Below are 18811 nucleotides of genomic sequence, written 5' to 3'. Positions count from 1 at the left end.
GTGATTATAACACTGCTGATAACTTTTTCGTGAATTAATTTTATTGATTAAACTGCTATCTTCCTCACAATTTCCAGTGGGATTTTAGTTAGCGCTTTTTGTAATCGTCCTTTAGCTGCTGCGTAGTAATCGACTTTACTTGCATCATTCTTAATAAGATTTAGATATTGAGCAAAAGTATATATTTTTGCCAAGTTTAATTCATGCAACCATTCATCGGGATCTGCAAAAAACTCAAAAAAAGCGAAGGTCTTCGCCATCATTGTTGGCACTGCCTGATCAATTAATAAGGTCATTTCCTCATCTAACTCACCTGTTTCGTGGCTTTTACCAACGGCATCAAGAAAGCGTGCGATACTGGCTTTTCTTAAAATTAACCCACCCGAGGTAATGGTCTCTGAATGCCCTAATTGTACTGTAGAAAATACGTCATCAAATGGATTGTTCTCAGACACAACAACGCTAATTTGCTTAACTTTAACTGCTTGGCTTGGTGTTTGTATTGATAAACGACTACTGTCTTTTTCCAAAGTTTTAATATGCTCAATAGCATAGACAATCACCTGCTGATATGCTCCTGAGAATTCTTTACTCGCATGCCCCAATTCATTAAGTAATTTAGTTGTATTTGCAGCCCTTGCCAATTCAGCATATTGCCTATAATACGGAATCATCAATGCGCCAAATAAAAGCTTACCAACATATAACTCACCTTTTGCCACAAACCCATCCAGACTGAAGTAATCAAAAATCGGTGTGAGTTTAAATTGCTCGATAATATTAAACACCTCACCGTCAGCATCTTTGACATGCTGACATGACCAAATATATGCATTAACAAGCTCATCTAGTGGATATTGTTGCTCATATAGCGCAACAAATTTTTGAGTAAAAGCCGAGGCAAAAGTAAAGGTCCCCTTTAATATTCGCTGATGATTCACTTCAAGTGTTGTCTCACCGATTTGATAATCTACTACCACTTTATCTGACATGATTTTCTCCTTGATTATTTATATCTTACTAAACTCAGTAGGCATTATAGCCATATAACAAAGATTGTTTTATGAGTATAAAGACCACATTTTGCTTTTATCGGACATCATTGGGGGATATATCAAAAAATCTATAGCAGATCATTTCTTGTTATAAAACTACTTTTCTAATATCATCTAAAAAGTTCTAATCAAATATCATGGGAGAGGGTATGGAGAAAAAACTAAAGCAGCCGGGGCTATTCTCGGCAATTGCCATTAGTATTGGTACAATGATGGGTAGCGGTTGGCTGTTTGCATCATACTATGCATCAAAAGCCGCAGGTGGCGCTTCAATCTTGTCATGGATCATCGGCGCACTTGCCGTGCTGATCATGGCATTATTATTAGCAGAAATCGCCATAAAATATCCAGTGAATGGGCTTTTCACACGATTAATCAGTATTTCACATAATCCACACTTTGGCTTTGTTACCGGCATATCAAACTGGCTTTTAGGTTTGATTGTCATTCCATCTGAAGCCATGGCAACTACGCAGTATGTCGCATCTATCTATAAACCGATGACGCCATATATATTTGCTAACGGCTCATTAACCTTAGCTGGAGTTGTTGTAGTTGGTGTGTTTATGTTGATTTACACACTGATCAATTACTGGGGTATTCATTTTTTTGCAAAAATTAACAACTCCATTACGACACTCAAGATTATTATCCCTATCGTCACTGCTGTTCTTATGTTGCTTGCTGCATTTCATAGCAGTAACTTCACCGCACAAAATGCCAGTTTTATTCCTTTTGGCAATAGCAGTATATTTGGTGCGATTGTTAGTTGCGGTATTTTCTATTCATTCTTTGGATTCCAAACAGCAGTTAGCTTTACCGCGGAGCTTAAAAACCCTAAACGCAATGTTCCAATAGCGTTAATCAGTAGTGTGTTAATCGTGCTTGGCATCTATTTACTCTTACAAATTGCCTTTATCGGCGCGCTACCACCACACATGCTTGATAATGGCTTGGCAGGACTTAATTTTGAATCACCATTAGCGCAATTAACAGGTCTTATTGGCTTAAATGCCTTAGCCGTTGTTCTATATGCTGATGCTTTTATTAGTCCCTCAGGAACAGGGATCATTTATACTGGTGCGAGTACCCGTATGCTCAATGAGATGGGCAAGCACGGTCAAGTACCCAAAGTATTTGGCAAGATTAATGAACAAATTGGCATGTCGCGCATTTGCTTGATTTTTACTTTTATTTGCTCATTGGTTTTGATTATTTTCTTCAGAAACTGGCAGCTTATCGCTTCGTTAACCACTACATTTATTTTGATTTCATGTATTGCATTGCCGATTGCTTACAGCAAGCTCAAAGCCAATAAGAATGAGCCATTGACAATAAACTACTTACCATTTCCGCAAGCATTTTCATTTGTCATCTTTTTATTCTTAAGCTACTTATTAATGATTTCAGGCATTATCAATTTGGCAGTGGCTTTGATCCTACATTTGGCCTTTTTTGTCATGTATGCTGGCATGAAAATAAAAACACACAACAACAAACTCATCAAAGAGATGATCCTTGGCTCATGGGGAATTTTCTTATTTCTGGTATTTGAGCTAGTTGCTGCCATTATTTACAAGCACTTTGCCAATTATGCTGCATTTTATATTATTTTTCTTATGTTAAGCGCACTGTTTTATTTTGTGCTTATTGCGCAGAAATCAGAAACCAATTAATAAACACTTACAAACAACTACACAACAATACATAAATTATTTACATAAATGTTTTATGATACTGAAATATGACCTGTTTTTGCATTATGCCACAGCATAGCTTCTGTATGGCAGACGGTTGCTTGCTGTGAAGGTCATCGCATCATATGATGCATTTTTTTAAACAAACACTTGGGGGAGAAATTTTTATGGCTGTTAATACAGATAATATAAAATCACCTGCTTTATTTTCTGCTATCGCTATTGGCGTTGGTTGTATTATTGGCAGTGGCTGGCTTTTCGCATCTTATAATGCGGCAAAATCCGTGGGTTCAATGGCCTTTCTATCGTGGATTATTGGTGCAATCTTAGCATTGATCCTGGCGTTGTTATTAGCTGAAACAGCAACAATGTTTAAAGAGCGCGCCTTTTTCGCACGCATTCTCACACTATCGCATAAGAATACTGACTATGGCTTCATCGTTGCTATTTCAAATCTGATGGGACTGATTTTGGTTATCCCATCTGAGGCCTCCGCAACCATTCAATATCTTAGTGGTATCTATCCAAGCCTTATGGTAGGTAAAAACTTATCCTTAACGGGAGAGTTATATGTTGTGCTTTTGATTGTTGTATATGGCCTGATAAATTTTTGGGGGCTACAGATCCTGTCTAAAGTGAATAACATGATTACGTTATTTAAGCTTATTGTACCACTTGCAACGGGTATAATTATTATTGCTTATGCTGGATGGCACGGTGAATTTCATGCTGCGAACTTTTCATTAAGCGGCTTTCATCAATCCATGGGAGGGATGATTGGTGGTGCAATTGCCACTGTGGTTACCGGTGGAATTTTCTACTCTTTTTACGGATTTGGCATGATTGCGGTATTTGGTGCTGAGCTTAAAAACCCTAAACGCAATATTCCCTTGGCACTAGTTGGTTGTGTCCTTATTTGCCTTGTTGTCTATCTTATTTTACAATTTGCTTTTATCGGTGCGATGCCAACCAAATACCTTGAACATGGTTGGCAAAATTTACCCGTTTTCTCCTCCCCATTGGCGCAACTTCTTGGTTTAATTGGTGTTAATGTCGCAATGATTTGGGTACTATATGCAGATTCAGCCATTAGCCCATCAGGCACAGGAGCGCTTTATATGGGCTCAAGCTCACGCATGATTACTGGCATGTCACAAGATGGTCAACTGCCTTCGTTCTTTGATCGTATTATTGCCAAATATAATCTATCAAGACGTTCATTAATTGCCGTCTTTATCATTGGCGTTATTATGGTGTTTTTCTCTAAAAACTGGCAAAACATCATGATTATGGTCACCGTGTTTCAGCTGATTTCATGCGTTGCTATTCCTGTCGCATTGGCACGCTTACGCAAGTCTGAGCCTCAAGCAGAGCGCGCATTTAAAGTCCCTTTTGGCTTGTCTTTAAGTTATGTCATCTTTCTAGTTGTATCTTATCTTATGATACAAGCATCGATGAAAGCCGTACTTTTAGCACTTATTGCCCATATTATCTTATTTGTTGTTTACTCCTTAAGTTACTATAAAAACAACCTAAATAAAGTCCGGAAATCGTTTTGCTCTTCTTGGTCAATCTTCTTTTATTTAGCGATTAGTGTGCCATTTAGTTACTTAGTGGATATCAAAGCATTTGGTCATTTATATACCATAATAGCATTTCTAATTGCTTATACTTTGGCTTATATAGTTATGGTCAACCAAAGAAATCATCAGTAATTTCTCCATAGACAACTGATCATCAGATCACTACACTTAAGTGTACCTACTGTATAGCTACAAACGATTTATTTATGCGCAAAAATATTATATCTATTATCACCGGATTTGCCGTTGTTATGACAAGCATAGGCTATGCTGATGCAAACTTTGATAAGGCGATGACCTACGCCACGGTTAATACCGTTGTTGCAACGAGCTCGGCAATTGCTTTACAAAAGGCCGGCTTTAAAACAAAAACCTATAATACACAATATGGTCTAGTAACTACCATTAATGACAATCAAGGTGACATATCTCAAAAGAATCAAAATGAACCGACTGCATGGCAAACACAACAAGAAATCTCTCAACAACGCCAAGATTTTATGAGTCAATAAATGTGTTTTAGTGCTTTCGCTCACGTACAAAACATAAGGTAAGTAACGCTAAGATAATACTTGCAGGCAAGATACTAAAGGCTACTTCATAACTTGACACACTATAGTTTGCACCCAAGACATCCGGTTGCAAATGATCTAAAATCATGCCAACAAGTCCTTCAAAAGTGCCGCCAAAGATCGGCTCTCCGGTATTGATCAATGCGACAGCTGTTGCCATCACCCATAAAGGATTGACCTTGCGTCCAACAACAAAGACTAACATAAATGAGCTCGTTACAATGCCATAGGCAAGGCAAGCAATAACTAACAAGGTTGTATTTAGATGCAAATACAAAATAGCCAACAAAGACACAAAACCAATGAGTGTGCAGCAAAACATAATCGGCACACAGCGGATCTTAACCGATAATTTTCCCATAATTGGTGCACCAACCCCCATACCGATAAAAATACACGAAATAAAATAACTGGCTTGTGTTGTCGTTAATGCATATTTCTGGACAAAAAAACTATTACCCCACAACCCACCAAAGGCATCAATCGTGGTAAAGATCAATCCAGAATACGCCATAAGCAACCAATTATTGCGTGAACTGATAACCTTTTTGATCATCTTTAAAATATTCTTTTGTTCATTTTGCGCCACTTGTTCCTCCGCTAAATTAGCATGCCCCTCTTCTGGATCATCACGCACAATAAGCCAATAAACAATGGCAAAGACCACACCGATGATAGCACAGTAATACAAGCCCTCTTGCCAACCAACGCTATTAAATAAAGTGGACAAGGGCGCCTGCCCAACAACCGCACCAGTCATTGCTGCAGTTAATAATAAACTACTGGCAACAGAAAAACCTTTTTCATCAAACCAGGTTGCCGCTGCTTTCATATAACTGACTGTAGCAAACGCAACACCTAGCCCCATCATCAAGCGCCCAATAAAGGCAAAAGCAATATGATTAGATGCCGCAAATAGTAAGATGCCAAACGCACTGATAAGCAATGATACGGCACTAACATTACGACAACCAAAACGATCAAGAAGCAATCCAGCAAATGGCTGAACAAACAGGACACAATACAGAAAAACCGCTGATAAAAAACCCATTTGTGCCGAGTTAATACCAAAGTGCAGTTTGATATCACCGGCAATCAGACTTGGAAAGACCAATGCAATATATTTATAAAATAATAAAAATGAACTAAGAACAATAACAATCCAAGCATAGCCTTTGATATTTTTGATTGACATGTGTTTTTCTATTTCTTCTTTTTTGAGCATAAGCCGTTATATTAACAGCCATTTTTTGGCAAAAGAAGTATATTTTTGTGTTGAGATGTCTCTCTTTTTAGAAGGTTATAGGCTAAGATTAAGTTAGGATGATGAGAAACTAAGGTAATCAAGATCTCTATGAAGAAAATAATATCAATATTGAGTTTAGGTTTATGTGCAAGCTCAGTAACTAGTTATGCTTATGAAACACTGTCTTATGGCTTTGTTGATGTCAATGGAGGCTATGCCAATAGCCCAAGCTCGCTTGACTGGAATCAATTCTCACTACCCAATCATACAACAGCCAATAATGGTGAAAGCTCCAACGCCTTTAGCGCGAGTATGCTTATAGGTCTTGGTGCTGATCTAGGTTATCACCTATCATTAGAAACCATGCTTGGTATTGGCTTTACCAGCGCCTTATATGACAGTGCCGCCACAACCACTAATACATTAACATCAGCAACTGCAAATGGCAGCTTTAAGATTGAGCGCTCACTGTATGTGCCGATATTACTTGGTTTAAAATATCAGCCTTTTAGCCGTTTAAGCTTTTCAGCCGCAGGAGGAGCCGCCTTTTTAAATCAAACGTACAAAGCCAATTTAAGTGGCTTTAGCACACCGATTGCCAGTGATGGAACACTATCGGGCTTTCAACCTGCTATGCGCTTAGCAATGGATGTTCAATTAACAAGAAGCTTAAGCCTATCAGCAAGTTATTTACGCACCTTTGGTAATGCAACAATTGATAATGACAATTCTAAACCATTACCTATCCAAACATTTAGCTTAGGCTTACGCTACCAATTCCCCATGGGTGAGGCACTTGCCAAGCAACGTATTTACGGCACACCATCAGATTAACCATACCCATCACAAACATATCTATTGTTTAAATCAACTTAACTTATGTCAATATTTGCAGATATTGTTAAGTTGAGTTGTTTCATATAAAGTCCTAAACAAATCATATTTAGGATATCATTATGAAAACTTATAAAATCGCCATACTGCTAAGCTATCTATCCATTGCCTCCGTATCTGCAGTAATACTTACACCTGCATTACCACAGATTAGTAAATTTTACACACTTGACACTTCAAGTCTCTCATGGTTTGTCGGCATTTTTTTATTTGGTTATGTTTTTGGTCAGCTGATTTATGCGCCCCTTGCCAATCGTTTTGGCAGACTCAAAGCCATTCGCTTTGGTTTTGCCATTAACTTAATTGGCTTGGTTATATGCTATATTGCGGCAACCAATATTCTTTCTAGTTATAGCTTGTTACTTTTAGGTCGAGTTATTACAGCACTTGGCTCTTCTGCAGGATTGGCATGTACTTTTACGTTAATTAATGAGCTCTTGAATGAAGCACAAGCAAAGAAAGCGATATCATACTCCATGCTATCATTTATGCTCGGTATTGGCATTGCCGTCACTCTCGGTGGTGTTGTTACGCAATACTTACAGTGGCAAGATCTATTTTTTATCTTATTTATTCATGGTGCACTCGCCTACTTGTCAACGTTTTTGTTCCATGAAACACTGCAAGAAAAACACTCATTACATCCGATAGCCATTGCCCAAAGATACACACATGCATTAAAGAGCCATCGCTTACGTCACTATGCCTTGATTATTGGTTTATGCTCAACAGTATCCTATGGCTACGCGGCAGCAGCGCCAATAATTGCACAACACATGCTACATTTAACACCTAGCGAATATGGCTACTGGAATTTAATTGCATTAGCCGGCACATTGATAAGTGGCTTAACTGCACCACGCATACTGCATCGATTTGATGCCAATAAGATTATTCTATTTGCCATTGCTATTATTTTTATTGGCGCAATATTGCTTTATCTTAGCGTTCTACTTAATACTGGTGCATTAGTGTTCTTTCTGATTTGTGCAGTACTGTATTACTTCAGCGGACTATTATTTCCAAGTGCGACACTGTTTGCTTCATCAGCGATTAATGATAAAGCATCTGCTTCATCCATGATGAGCTTTATGAATATGGGCTCAGCAATGCTTGCGGTCATTATTATGGGTTATTTACCTGGAGATAGCGCACTACAATTTAGTCTGATACTTATTTCATTTATCGCCATTAATATAATTTCGGGAATTTTTCTAAAAAGAGATAATCAATCTTGATGGTGGGTCGTGCAGGATTCGAACCTGCGACCAATTGGTTAAAAGCCAACTGCTCTACCGACTGAGCTAACGACCCGACGAGGAGCTATTATAACGAGTCAATCCCTTATTGCAAGGGCTTTTTTTAATTAATTCTAGCGTTTCTTATACATGCTCTTTTCATGAGCAAAAATAAGCTTTTTGAGACATAAAAAAACCTGCAGTTGCAGGTTTTGATAGTATTAGTAATAAAAGTTGTAGATTAAGCTTCCGCTACTTCTTCAACTTCTACTTGTGGACGATCGACTAGCTCGATAAATGCCATAGGCGCTTTATCACCAAAGCGGAAACCACATTTAAGTACGCGGGTATAACCACCTGGACGAGCTTCATAACGTGGTCCGATTTCTTCAAATAGCTTCTTAACTGCTTCTTTATTACGTAGGTAATTAAAAGCTTGACGTCTTAAAGCAACTACTTGACCTTTGAACTCATTATTATCATGATCAGTTGTTGATTTGCGCAGCTCAACTTCACGCTTTGCAAGCGTAATTAAAGGCTCAATAAAGCCTCTTAATTCTTTTGCTTTAGGCAAAGTTGTTTTGATCAGCTCATGCTTTAGCAATGAAGCTGACATGTTTCTAAACATCGCTTTGCGATGGCTGCTTGTTCTATTAAACTTACGACCACTCTTACGATGACGCATAGTAATTTCCTTCTAGTTAAAATTATATATTACTTACTAAGCTGCTCTGGCGGCCAGTTGTCAATTCTGACACCTAAAGAAAGGCCTCTTTCAGCTAAAACAGCTTTTATTTCATTCAAAGACTTACGCCCCAAATTTGGAATGCGCATTAAGTCCGATTCAGGGAATTGTACCAAATCGCCCAGATAACGAATATTCTGAGCTTTTAGACAGTTCGCTGATCTTACCGTTAATTCTAAGTCTTCAACAGGTCTAAGCAATAAAGGATCGATTTCAGGGGCATCTTGTGCAGACTTACGACCTAATGGTGCTTTTAAATCCACAAAAACAGCGATCTGCTCATAAAAATAAGTCATCGCTAATTCGATTGCCTCCTCAGGCTTAATCGTACCTTTAGTACGCATATAAATTTCTAATTTCTCGCTATTATCATCTAAAGCTGAAACGGTAAAAGAAACATCTAAAACAGGATTATAAGCCGCATCCAATGGAATATAGCCAACCAACAATTCTTCAACTGCTGCTTGTGTATAAACTGTAGATGGTACAAATCCACGACCCTTAGTCACTTTAAGCGACATATTAAGCTTGCCACCTTCATTAAGGTTAGCAATCACATAATTCGGATCTGATACTTTGACATTACCACTGACTTCAAGATCTTTCGCTAATAGCTTTGAAGGACCTGCTTTGGTGATTGTCAAATACGCTTCTTCTGTTTCATCTTGTAAACTAATAGCCAGCTTTTTTAGATTAAGCAGAATTTCTACAACATCTTCTTGTATACCTTCGACGGTGCAATATTCATGTAAAGCGCCTTCAATTTGCGCTTCTGTTACTGCAGAGCCAGGTATAGAAGATAATAAAATTCTTCTGAGAGCATTTCCCATTACATGACCAAAACCAACAGCTAATGGCTCAACAATCACCTTAAAGTGGTTATGTTTAACCTCAGTAACACTGCCAATTTGTGGTTTGTAAGCTTCAGTTGGACAAGTATGCATTAACTGCTCTCCGTTTATTTATTATTTAGAGTACAATTCAACAATCAACTGCTCATTGATATCAGCAGATAATTCAGCACGCTCTGGCTTAGACTTGAAAGCACCTTCAAGCTTAGCTTCATCTACTTCAATCCAAGATAAAGTGCCGCGTTGCTTAGAAAGCTCTAATGCACTTTGAATACGCAATTGCTTCTTCGATTTTTCACGAACGGCAACAACGTCACCTGCTTGTAAAGCATATGAAGGGATATTACATGCTTTGCCATTAACCAAAATGCCTTTGTGTGTCACTAACTGACGTGCTTCTGCACGTGTTGAACCAAAGCCCATACGGAAAACAACATTATCCAAGCGACCTTCTAAAAGCTCAAGAAGGTTTGCACCTGTGTTGCCTTTACGTCTTGCTGCTTCAACATAATAACGCTTAAATTGATTCTCAAGTACGCCATAAATACGACGAACTTTTTGCTTTTCACGCAATTGTAAACCGTAATCAGATAGGCGCGCTCTTTTTGCACCGTGCTGACCAGGCTGCGTGTTAATCTTACATTTTTCTTCGATTGATCTTACACCGCTTTTTAGCTGAAGATCAGTACCTTCTCTACGAGAAAGCTTACACTTAGGTCCTAAGTATCTAGCCATTTTACTTACCTTAAAATCTTATACACGACGTTTTTTCGGAGGACGGCAACCGTTATGCGGTAACGGTGTTACATCCGTAATGCTCGTCACTTTGAAGCCTTTTGCATTTAAAGCGCGTACCGCAGATTCACGCCCAGGTCCAGGACCTTTTACAAGAACGTCTACGTTTTTCACGCCATACTCAAGCGCAACATCACTGGCTCTTTCAGCGGCAACCTGTGCTGCAAAAGGTGTACTCTTACGAGAACCTCTAAAACCACTACCGCCAGAAGTCGCCCAAGACAACGCATTACCTTGACGATCCGTAATAGTGATAATCGTGTTGTTAAAAGAAGCGTGGATATGCGCAATCGCATCCGGTACGCTCTTCTTGATTTTCTTCTTAGGCTTTACAGCTTTTGCCATAAGTTTGATTCCTATTTGTTATAATTGTACTTATGCCCTAATTGGCTTTCTTGGTCCTTTACGCGTACGAGCATTCGTCTTAGTACGCTGACCTCTTACAGGCAGATTACGGCGATGTCTACGACCACGATAAGTACCTAGATCCATTAAACGCTTAATGTTCATTGATACTTCACGACGAAGATCACCTTCCACTGTAAACTTGGCAACTTCACTTCTCAATGACTCGATCTGCTCTTCTGTCAAGTCTTTGATTTTGTTGCTTGGTTCAATGTTACACGCAGCACATATTTTAATTGCGCGTGGACGCCCAATACCATAAATCGCTGTTAAGGCAACATCAGCATGCTTATGATCAGGAACGTTAATCCCAGCTATACGAGCCATTTACAATACTCCATTTACTTTATTAATATCTTAAAATTATTAGTTAATTTGGCACGGCGGACGAATATAACGCTTTTTTTATTAAAAAGCAAGCCACCATGTCTAATTATTAACCTTGACGCTGTTTGTGTCTTGGATCAGTACAGATCACACGAACCACACGATTACGCTTGATCACTTTACAGTTTCTACACATCTTCTTTACAGAAGCTCTGACTTTCATCTGATTACCTCATTCTTGTTAAAATTATAATTTACCGTAATTACTCAAATTTGCTTTCTTTAACAGTGAGTCATACTGAGTTGACATCATATGTGATTGCACTTGCGCCATAAAATCCATGATCACAACCACGACGATCAATAATGATGTTCCACCAAATGTAAACGACAACCCATGACCAAAAAAGTTCATAACAAAAATTGGCAATAAACAAATTGCGGTAATATAGATCGAACCAATAAGTGTTAATTTACTCATGACCGAGTCAATATATTTTGCTGTTTGCTCACCAGGTCTAACCCCAGTAATAAACGCACCAGAACGCTTAAGATTATCTGCCGTCTCTTTCGGATTGAAAACAAGCGCCGTATAGAAGAAACAAAAGAAAATAATCGCTGCTGCAAAAATTAACGTATACAGCAAGCTACCTGGTTGAAGCGCTTCACCAATTTCAGCCAACCATCCTAATGACGGTGAAGATGCAAACCAATTAGAAAGCATCCCCGGAACCATCAAAATAGATGATGCGAAAATAGGCGGAATCACACCCGCCATATTTAGTTTTAATGGTAAATGACTCGTTTGTGGCGCCATCATCTTACGACCTTGCTGACGTTTAGCATAGTTAACCGTAATACGACGTTGAGCACGTTCGACAAAAACAACAAAAGCAACAACCGCTAGTAAGATAACTAGCAACACCCAAACAGTTAGGTATGAAATTGCGCCTTGGTTAGCTTGTGAAATTGTTGTGCTAATTTCAAATGGCAGGTTGGCAACAATACCTGAGAAGATTAGTAATGAGATACCATTACCAATACCACGCTCAGTCATCTGCTCACCCAACCACATCAAAAACATACTGCCTGTTGTCATTGAGATAATTGCGGCAAAATAAAACAAAAATCTTGAGTCAATATCCACGAGTCCAGGCTGATTGAACGTATAAACTGCGATACCAAACGATTGCACTAATGCGAGCGCCAAAGTGGCATATCTTGTGTATTGCGTTATTTTCTTCTGCCCTGATTCCCCTTCTTTTTTGAGCTCCATCAGCTTTGGTGAAACCGCACTCATCATCTGGAAGATAATCGACGCTGAAATATAAGGCATAACACCTAATGCGAAGATACTTAACTTCTCAAGCGCACCACCAGAGAACATGTTAAACATGCTCAAAAGCCCGTTGCCGCCAGCGTATTGCGCTGACATTAACTTGCTCAACTGATCAGCATCAATATATGGGATTGGGATATAGACACCTAGTCTAAAGACAATAATGCCTAATAAGACAAAAAGAAGGCGCTGTCTTAATTCTTTAAGTCCACCACCTTTTTTAAGATTTTGTGTTGCCATAGCAATATTACTCTACCTTACCACCAGCAGATTCAATAGCTGCTTTTGCACCTTTTGTGCAATGCAAACCATTAACAGTGACTGGTTTATTGATTTCACCACTTGCAATAATGCGCGCTTCAAGCATATCTTTACGTACAAGACCTGCCTGCTTTAACACATCCAAAGTCACTACGTCTGCTTCAACTACATTTAATTCATGCAATCTGATTTCAGCAACATATCTTGCTTTTTGTGTAGTAAAACCAAATTTAGGTAGTCTTCTTTGTAAAGGCATCTGACCGCCTTCAAAACCAACTTTATGGTAACCGCCAGAGCGTGCTTTTTGACCTTTGTGGCCACGACCAGAAGTCTTACCAAGACCACTACCGATACCACGTCCAAGGCGCTTTGCAGCAGGCTTTGAGCCTGGCGCTGGAGAAATTGTATTTAATCTCATTGAAATTACCCCTCTATCTTCACCATGTAGTTGATCTTGTTAGCCATACCACGATTAGCAGGCGTATCAATCACTTCTACACTTTGGCGAATTTTACGTAAACCTAGACCGCTTGCACACGCTTTGTGTGACTCTTGGCGGCCAATTAGGCTTTTCGTCAACGTTACTTTAAAAGTCTTATTATCAGTCATCGTACTTACCCTTGAATTGCTTCAACGCTTAAGCCACGCTTCTCTGCAATCTCCTCAGGAGATTTAAGGCTGCTTAAACCATTGATAGTTGCACGAACAACGTTGATTGGGTTAGTGGAACCATAAGTCTTAGCTAATACGTTATGAACACCTACCACTTCAAATACTGCACGCATCGCACCACCGGCAATAATACCTGTACCTTGAGATGCTGGCTGCATGAATACTTTAGACGCACCATGGTTAGCGGTTGTTGGGTACCATAAAGTATCACCATTTAAGTTAACCGTTTCCATATTGCGTCGTGCGTTTTCCATTGCTTTTTGGATTGCCACAGGTCCTTCACGAGATTTACCTCTACCAATACCGACTCGGCCATTTCCATCACCAACAACAACTAAAGCAGCAAAGCTCATGATTCTGCCGCCTTTAACTGTTTTGGCATGTCTTTTTACGCTGACTAACTTCTCGATCAAGCCGTCAGTTTTTTGCATATTATCTGCCATTATCAGTCGCCTTTAATTAAAATTTCAAACCATTTTCTCTAGCTGAATCAGCTAGCGCTTTTACGCGGCCGTGATATCTAAAGCCTGAACGGTCGAAAGCAACCTGCTCAATGCCTTTTTCAACAGCGCGCTGTGCAATTACTTTACCAACAACTGTGGCTGCAGCAACGTTCCCAGTGTAAGAACAATCGCCTTTCACAGCTTGCTCAAGTGTTGAAGCTTGCGCTAAAACTTGATTACCATCGCCAGAAATAATTTGAGCATACATATGCTTAGGTGTTCTATGTATGCATAAACGAACTTGATTTAGCTCTTTAAGCTTAATGCGTGTACGCTTTGCACGACGTAAACGAGCAATTTTCTTATTCATAGTTTTACTCACTTATTTTTTCTTAGCTTCTTTGGTGATTACTCTTTCATCCGCATAACGAACACCTTTGCCTTTATAAGCTTCAGGTTGACGATAAGCACGGATATCTGCTGCAACTTTACCAAGTAGCTCTTTGTTCGCGCTCTTCAAAACAATTTCAGTTTGTGAAGGTGTCTCAGCTGTCACACCTTGAGGTAACGCATGATCAACCGGATGAGAGAAGCCAAGTGTTAAGTTTACGCTATTACCTTGCGCTTTAGCACGGTAACCAACACCTACCAACTGCAACTTTTTCTCAAAGCCTTGACTAACGCCAACAACCATGTTGTTAATCACTGAGCGCGCAGTACCTGATTGCATATTTGCAGTTTTAGACTCATCATTTGGTTTAATGTTGATAATCTTATCCGCAATTTCAATCGTCACTGCATTATTAATTTTTTTAACTAGTTCGCCTTTGGCGCCTTTAACGGTAACAAGGTTATCATTTGCTACTGCAACTGTAACACCGCTAGGAATAGCAACAGGCTTTTTACCAACTCTAGACATTAAAAATCTCCTGTTTTATGCTACGTAGCAAATTATTTCACCACCAACGCCTTCTGAACGTGCTTTTCTGTCGCTCATCAGACCTTTAGAAGTTGAAATCACAGCCACACCAAAGCCACCGTGAACTTTAGGAAGTTCAGCTGCTGTCTTGTAAATACGAAGACCAGGGCGACTTACACGCTTAAGCATTTCAATTACAGGTTGACCCTGGTGATACTTAAGCTCAACACTAAGCGTACCATTATTTTCTTCAGAAACATTCAGGCTCTTGATAAAACCTTCTGCAACAAGAAGTTCAGCAATTGCTTTTTTCTTCTTAGATAAAGGCATAGAAACCGTTGTCTTATGTGCAGACAAACCATTTCTAATTCTTGTTAGCATATCTGCAATAGGATCTTGCATACTCATAAAATTTAATCCTTCTATTACCAGCTAGCTTTTTTCAAGCCAGGAACATCACCAACCATTGCGTGCTCACGCAACTTGTTACGGCATAAACCGAACTTCTTGTAAACAGCATGCGGTCTACCGGTAATACGGCAGCGCGTTTGTAAACGTGAAGGCGATGAATTCACTGGAAGTTTTTGCAATTTAATTTGCGCATCCCACTTCTCATCATCAGTGGCATCTGGACTTAGAATAATTGCTTTAAGCTCAGCTCTTTTTTGAGCATATTTCGCAACTAATCTTTGTCTTTTTAATTCTCTTTGGACCATTCCAAGTTTTGCCATTGTAAGGTTACTCCTTAAGATTTCAGCGGGAAGTTAAACGCAGTCAACAGCGCTCTACCGTGTTCATTACTCTGAGCAGTTGTCGTAATTGTGATATCTAAACCACGAATACTATCAACTTTATCGTAATCAATTTCTGGAAAAGCGATCTGCTCGCGCATACCCATACTATAATTACCACGTCCATCAAATGATTTAGGATTTAAACCACGGAAATCACGGACACGTGGGATTGCAATCGATACTAAACGATCTAAAAATTCATACATACGCTCGCCACGCAAAGTTACCTTTGCACCAATTGGCCAACCATCACGAATCTTAAAACCAGCGATAGATTTTCTTGTTTTAGTAATCACAGCTTTTTGACCTGCAATTGCTTCTAAGTCTCTTACCGCGTGCTCTAACGCTTTTTTATCTTTTGCAGCTTCACCAACACCCATATTAAGCGTGATTTTAGTAATGCGCGGAATTTCCATCACATTAGCTACACCTAGCTCATCTTTAAGCTGTGGAACTACTTTTTCTTTATAGAAAGCTTTTAGCCTTGCCATATTTTACTACCTATAGATCTACTAATTCGCCATTTGACTTGAAATAGCGAACTTTTTTATTACCATCTTCTACAAATTTAACGCCAACACGGTCAGCTTTCTTTGTAGCAGGGTTATATAAAGCAACATTAGACGCGTGAATAGATGCTTCTTTCTCGATAATGCCGCCCTCAACCCCTTTATTTGGGTTAGGCTTTACATGTTTCTTGACAAGATTAACACCTTCCACCACTACGCGATTCTCTTCAGAAAGCACAGTGACTATTGTTCCTCTACGACCTTTGTCTTTACCAGCGATAATTACAACGTCATCGCCTTTCTTCAGTCTATTCATTCTCTGTTATACTCCAACTTATAACACTTCAGGGGCAAGTGAAACAATCTTCATAAATTGTTCACTACGTAGCTCACGTGTCACAGGACCGAATATACGCGTACCAATAGGCTGGTTGTTGTTATTCAAAAGAACAACAGCATTACCATCAAAGCGCAAAACAGAACCATCGCGACGACGAACACCTTTCGCTGTTCTAACCACGACCGCACTGTGTACGCTTCCTTTTTTTACCTTACCGCGTGGGTTCGCTTCTTTAACAGTCACTTTAATCACATCGCCAACACTTGCGTATCTGCGATGAGAACCACCCAACACCTTGATACATTCTACCCTACGAGCGCCACTATTATCAGCAACTTGAAGTTCAGTTTGCATCTGAATCATTTTATATACCTCACTTACGTCAATTTCCAAATAGTGGCGTCAAAAGACGCACTATTATAACAACAAAAACTAAAATTGCAATTTGACAATTTGCACAGAAAAAACCTCCTCCACGCAAGTTGTTTTATCATTACATTTTTATTATTTTGCACGCTCTACGATCGAAACCAAACGCCACTTTTTAGTTTTTGAGTAAGGTCTTGTTTCAGTGATCTCAACCGTATCACCTTCGTTGCATTCGTTTGTTTCGTCATGCGCATGGTACTTAGTAGATTTAGTTACAAACTTACCATATAACGGATGCTTAACCTTACGATCCACAACGACCGTGATCGTTTTATCCATCTTGTCACTTGTTACTTTGCCAAGTAACGTTCTTATTTTATCACTCATCTCTAGTTACCCACTTTTTGTTTTTCAGACAAAATCGTATTAATGCGAGCAATATCACGACGAATATTTTTAAACATATGATTCTGTGTTAATTGCCCAGTTCCTTTTTGCATACGCAAATTAAACTGCTCTTTCAACAAATCAATCTTATGCGCTTTCAACTCTTCAGCTGATTTTGCTTTTAATTCTTTTATTTTTTCACTAGCTTTCATTACATCACCGTTTTTTCTGCGAATATAGTTGCAAAAGGAAGCTTAGCTGCAGCACGCGCAAAAGCGGCTCTAGCCATTTCTTCACTCACACCCTGGATTTCATAAAGCATCTTACCTGGCTTGATTTGCGCTACCCAATATTCAACATTACCTTTACCTTTACCCATACGAACTTCTAATGGTTTTTCAGTAATTGGCTTATCTGGGAAAACACGAATCCATACTTTACCGCCACGACGAATATGACGGTTAATCGCACGACGCCCTGCTTCGATTTGACGAGCTGTCATACGACCACGAGCGGTCGCCTGTAAGCCAAACTCACCAAAACTGACTTTATTGCCACGCAAAGCAAGACCACGGTTACGCAATTTTTGCTGTTTACGGAATTTAGTACGCTTAGGCTGTAACATTATTTAGCCCCTCTTCTTTTTGCTTTCTTTGGCGCTTTATCTTCAGTCGCTGCGTCAACTTTACGCTCTTGACCTGGAAGAACTTCACCTTTGAATATCCATACTTTAACACCTAGGATACCGTAAGTTGTTAAAGCTTCAGATGTTGCATAATCAATATCAGCACGGAATGTATGAAGTGGAATACGACCTTCTTTTGCCCATTCAGTACGCGCGATTTCAGCACCACCTAAACGACCAGCGATCGATACTTTAATACCTTCAGCACCCATTTTCATAGCGGTCTGAATCGCACGTTTCATCGCACGACGGAACATAACACGCTTCTCTAATTGTTGCGCAATACCATCAGCAACCAATTGAGCATCTAACTCAGGCTTGCGGATTTCTTCGATATTAACTTGAACAGGTACGCCCATTTTTTTGGTTAATTCGTTACGCAATACTTCAACGTCTTCACCTTTCTTACCAATCACGATACCAGGACGCGCAGTGAAAATAGTCACTTTAGCATTTTGCGCTGGACGCTCGATCTTGATCTTACTCACTGAAGCATTGGCTAGTTTTTTATGAAGATAGTTACGCACTTCGATATCGGAGTTTAACTTATCTGCATAATCTTTTGCATCTGCATACCATACTGAACGCCAGTCTTTAATAAAACCTAGGCGTATACCGGTAGGATGAACCTTCTGACCCATTTAGTGCCCCTTAATTTTTTTCTGCCACTTTCACAGTAACGTGA

Annotated in this window: 28 protein-coding genes and 1 tRNA gene; 5 read left to right on the top strand and 24 right to left on the bottom strand. The window is 39.3% G+C overall.

Annotated features, from left to right (window positions below):
* Window positions 1-47 precede the first annotated feature (47 nt).
* Window positions 48-992, bottom strand: coding sequence for a hypothetical protein (locus ACY10D_RS02715; protein ID WP_486999253.1), 945 nt, complete (start codon window positions 990-992; stop codon window positions 48-50).
* A 212-nt stretch (window positions 993-1204) separates the two neighbouring features.
* On the opposite strand from ACY10D_RS02715, the gene ACY10D_RS02710 reads away from it, so the two are divergent.
* From ACY10D_RS02710 to ACY10D_RS02700, 3 genes are all read left to right on the top strand, one after another.
* Complete coding sequence (locus ACY10D_RS02710) at window positions 1205-2731, top strand: APC family permease (protein WP_486999252.1); 1527 nt, start codon at window positions 1205-1207, stop codon at window positions 2729-2731.
* 188 nt (window positions 2732-2919) lie between these two features.
* Complete coding sequence (locus ACY10D_RS02705) at window positions 2920-4467, top strand: APC family permease (RefSeq protein ID WP_486999251.1); 1548 nt, start codon at window positions 2920-2922, stop codon at window positions 4465-4467.
* Between the two features lie 74 nt (window positions 4468-4541).
* Window positions 4542-4847: a hypothetical protein gene (locus ACY10D_RS02700; RefSeq protein ID WP_486999250.1), complete on the top strand. Its 306-nt coding sequence runs from the start codon at window positions 4542-4544 to the stop codon at window positions 4845-4847.
* A gap of 7 nt (window positions 4848-4854) precedes the next feature.
* Here the strand turns inward: ACY10D_RS02700 and ACY10D_RS02695 are convergent, their stop codons facing one another.
* A complete protein-coding gene (locus ACY10D_RS02695; RefSeq protein WP_486999249.1) occupies window positions 4855-6102 on the bottom strand; it encodes an MFS transporter in 1248 nt (415 codons plus the stop codon).
* Between the two features lie 159 nt (window positions 6103-6261).
* Between ACY10D_RS02695 and ACY10D_RS02690 the strand changes: the two genes are divergently transcribed.
* Window positions 6262-6987, top strand: a complete 726-nt coding sequence (locus tag ACY10D_RS02690; RefSeq protein WP_486999248.1) for a hypothetical protein — start codon at window positions 6262-6264, stop codon at window positions 6985-6987.
* Between the two features lie 122 nt (window positions 6988-7109).
* On the top strand, window positions 7110-8285 hold the full coding sequence (locus ACY10D_RS02685) for an MFS transporter (protein WP_486999247.1): 1176 nt from the start codon (window positions 7110-7112) through the stop codon (window positions 8283-8285).
* On the opposite strand, the gene ACY10D_RS02680 is transcribed toward ACY10D_RS02685, so the two are convergent.
* From ACY10D_RS02680 to rpsC, 22 genes are all read right to left on the bottom strand, one after another.
* Window positions 8286-8361 (bottom strand) — tRNA-Lys (locus tag ACY10D_RS02680).
* Window positions 8362-8526: 165 nt separating this feature from the next.
* A complete protein-coding gene (gene rplQ, locus ACY10D_RS02675) occupies window positions 8527-8970 on the bottom strand; it encodes a 50S ribosomal protein L17 (RefSeq protein WP_192484750.1) in 444 nt (147 codons plus the stop codon).
* Window positions 8971-8999: 29 nt separating this feature from the next.
* Window positions 9000-9974, bottom strand: coding sequence for a DNA-directed RNA polymerase subunit alpha (locus ACY10D_RS02670; protein ID WP_192484751.1), 975 nt, complete (start codon window positions 9972-9974; stop codon window positions 9000-9002).
* 21 nt (window positions 9975-9995) lie between these two features.
* On the bottom strand, window positions 9996-10616 hold the full coding sequence (gene rpsD / locus ACY10D_RS02665) for a 30S ribosomal protein S4 (protein ID WP_192484752.1): 621 nt from the start codon (window positions 10614-10616) through the stop codon (window positions 9996-9998).
* Between the two features lie 18 nt (window positions 10617-10634).
* A complete protein-coding gene (gene rpsK / locus ACY10D_RS02660) occupies window positions 10635-11021 on the bottom strand; it encodes a 30S ribosomal protein S11 (protein WP_486999246.1) in 387 nt (128 codons plus the stop codon).
* Window positions 11022-11051: 30 nt separating this feature from the next.
* Window positions 11052-11408, bottom strand: a complete 357-nt coding sequence (rpsM, locus tag ACY10D_RS02655; RefSeq protein WP_192484753.1) for a 30S ribosomal protein S13 — start codon at window positions 11406-11408, stop codon at window positions 11052-11054.
* Window positions 11409-11517: 109 nt separating this feature from the next.
* Window positions 11518-11631, bottom strand: coding sequence for a 50S ribosomal protein L36 (rpmJ, locus tag ACY10D_RS02650; RefSeq protein ID WP_003017816.1), 114 nt, complete (start codon window positions 11629-11631; stop codon window positions 11518-11520).
* Between the two features lie 24 nt (window positions 11632-11655).
* Window positions 11656-12987: a preprotein translocase subunit SecY gene (secY, locus tag ACY10D_RS02645; protein WP_117001394.1), complete on the bottom strand. Its 1332-nt coding sequence runs from the start codon at window positions 12985-12987 to the stop codon at window positions 11656-11658.
* A gap of 7 nt (window positions 12988-12994) precedes the next feature.
* Window positions 12995-13426: a 50S ribosomal protein L15 gene (rplO, locus tag ACY10D_RS02640; protein WP_486999245.1), complete on the bottom strand. Its 432-nt coding sequence runs from the start codon at window positions 13424-13426 to the stop codon at window positions 12995-12997.
* Between the two features lie 5 nt (window positions 13427-13431).
* Window positions 13432-13617, bottom strand: coding sequence for a 50S ribosomal protein L30 (rpmD, locus tag ACY10D_RS02635; protein ID WP_119328256.1), 186 nt, complete (start codon window positions 13615-13617; stop codon window positions 13432-13434).
* 5 nt (window positions 13618-13622) lie between these two features.
* A complete protein-coding gene (rpsE, locus tag ACY10D_RS02630) occupies window positions 13623-14123 on the bottom strand; it encodes a 30S ribosomal protein S5 (protein ID WP_486999244.1) in 501 nt (166 codons plus the stop codon).
* A gap of 16 nt (window positions 14124-14139) precedes the next feature.
* Window positions 14140-14493, bottom strand: coding sequence for a 50S ribosomal protein L18 (gene rplR, locus ACY10D_RS02625; protein ID WP_192484756.1), 354 nt, complete (start codon window positions 14491-14493; stop codon window positions 14140-14142).
* A 12-nt stretch (window positions 14494-14505) separates the two neighbouring features.
* Window positions 14506-15042, bottom strand: coding sequence for a 50S ribosomal protein L6 (rplF, locus tag ACY10D_RS02620; protein WP_486999243.1), 537 nt, complete (start codon window positions 15040-15042; stop codon window positions 14506-14508).
* A gap of 15 nt (window positions 15043-15057) precedes the next feature.
* Window positions 15058-15450, bottom strand: coding sequence for a 30S ribosomal protein S8 (gene rpsH, locus ACY10D_RS02615; RefSeq protein ID WP_486999242.1), 393 nt, complete (start codon window positions 15448-15450; stop codon window positions 15058-15060).
* A 17-nt stretch (window positions 15451-15467) separates the two neighbouring features.
* Window positions 15468-15773 (bottom strand): 30S ribosomal protein S14, encoded by a 306-nt coding sequence (gene rpsN / locus ACY10D_RS02610; RefSeq protein WP_192484759.1) that lies wholly within the window; start codon window positions 15771-15773, stop codon window positions 15468-15470.
* A 14-nt stretch (window positions 15774-15787) separates the two neighbouring features.
* Window positions 15788-16327 carry a 50S ribosomal protein L5 gene (gene rplE / locus ACY10D_RS02605; protein WP_192484760.1) on the bottom strand — a complete coding sequence of 180 codons (540 nt, stop codon included), beginning with the start codon at window positions 16325-16327 and terminating at the stop codon, window positions 15788-15790.
* A gap of 10 nt (window positions 16328-16337) precedes the next feature.
* Complete coding sequence (gene rplX / locus ACY10D_RS02600; RefSeq protein WP_117001403.1) at window positions 16338-16661, bottom strand: 50S ribosomal protein L24; 324 nt, start codon at window positions 16659-16661, stop codon at window positions 16338-16340.
* A gap of 18 nt (window positions 16662-16679) precedes the next feature.
* A complete protein-coding gene (gene rplN, locus ACY10D_RS02595; protein ID WP_192484761.1) occupies window positions 16680-17048 on the bottom strand; it encodes a 50S ribosomal protein L14 in 369 nt (122 codons plus the stop codon).
* 141 nt (window positions 17049-17189) lie between these two features.
* Window positions 17190-17441 (bottom strand): 30S ribosomal protein S17, encoded by a 252-nt coding sequence (rpsQ, locus tag ACY10D_RS02590; protein ID WP_192484762.1) that lies wholly within the window; start codon window positions 17439-17441, stop codon window positions 17190-17192.
* A 2-nt stretch (window positions 17442-17443) separates the two neighbouring features.
* Window positions 17444-17653, bottom strand: coding sequence for a 50S ribosomal protein L29 (gene rpmC / locus ACY10D_RS02585; protein ID WP_192484763.1), 210 nt, complete (start codon window positions 17651-17653; stop codon window positions 17444-17446).
* A complete protein-coding gene (gene rplP / locus ACY10D_RS02580; protein ID WP_486999241.1) occupies window positions 17653-18066 on the bottom strand; it encodes a 50S ribosomal protein L16 in 414 nt (137 codons plus the stop codon). The genes rpmC and rplP overlap by 1 nt, the downstream gene beginning before the upstream one ends.
* On the bottom strand, window positions 18066-18767 hold the full coding sequence (gene rpsC, locus ACY10D_RS02575) for a 30S ribosomal protein S3 (protein ID WP_117001408.1): 702 nt from the start codon (window positions 18765-18767) through the stop codon (window positions 18066-18068). The genes rplP and rpsC overlap by 1 nt, the downstream gene beginning before the upstream one ends.
* Between the last annotated feature and the right edge of the window lie 44 nt (window positions 18768-18811).

It is taken from the genome of Cysteiniphilum sp., from assembly GCF_057495195.1.
Note: the sequence above shows the minus strand (reverse complement) of the source record. Positions and strands in the feature narration are given on the sequence as shown.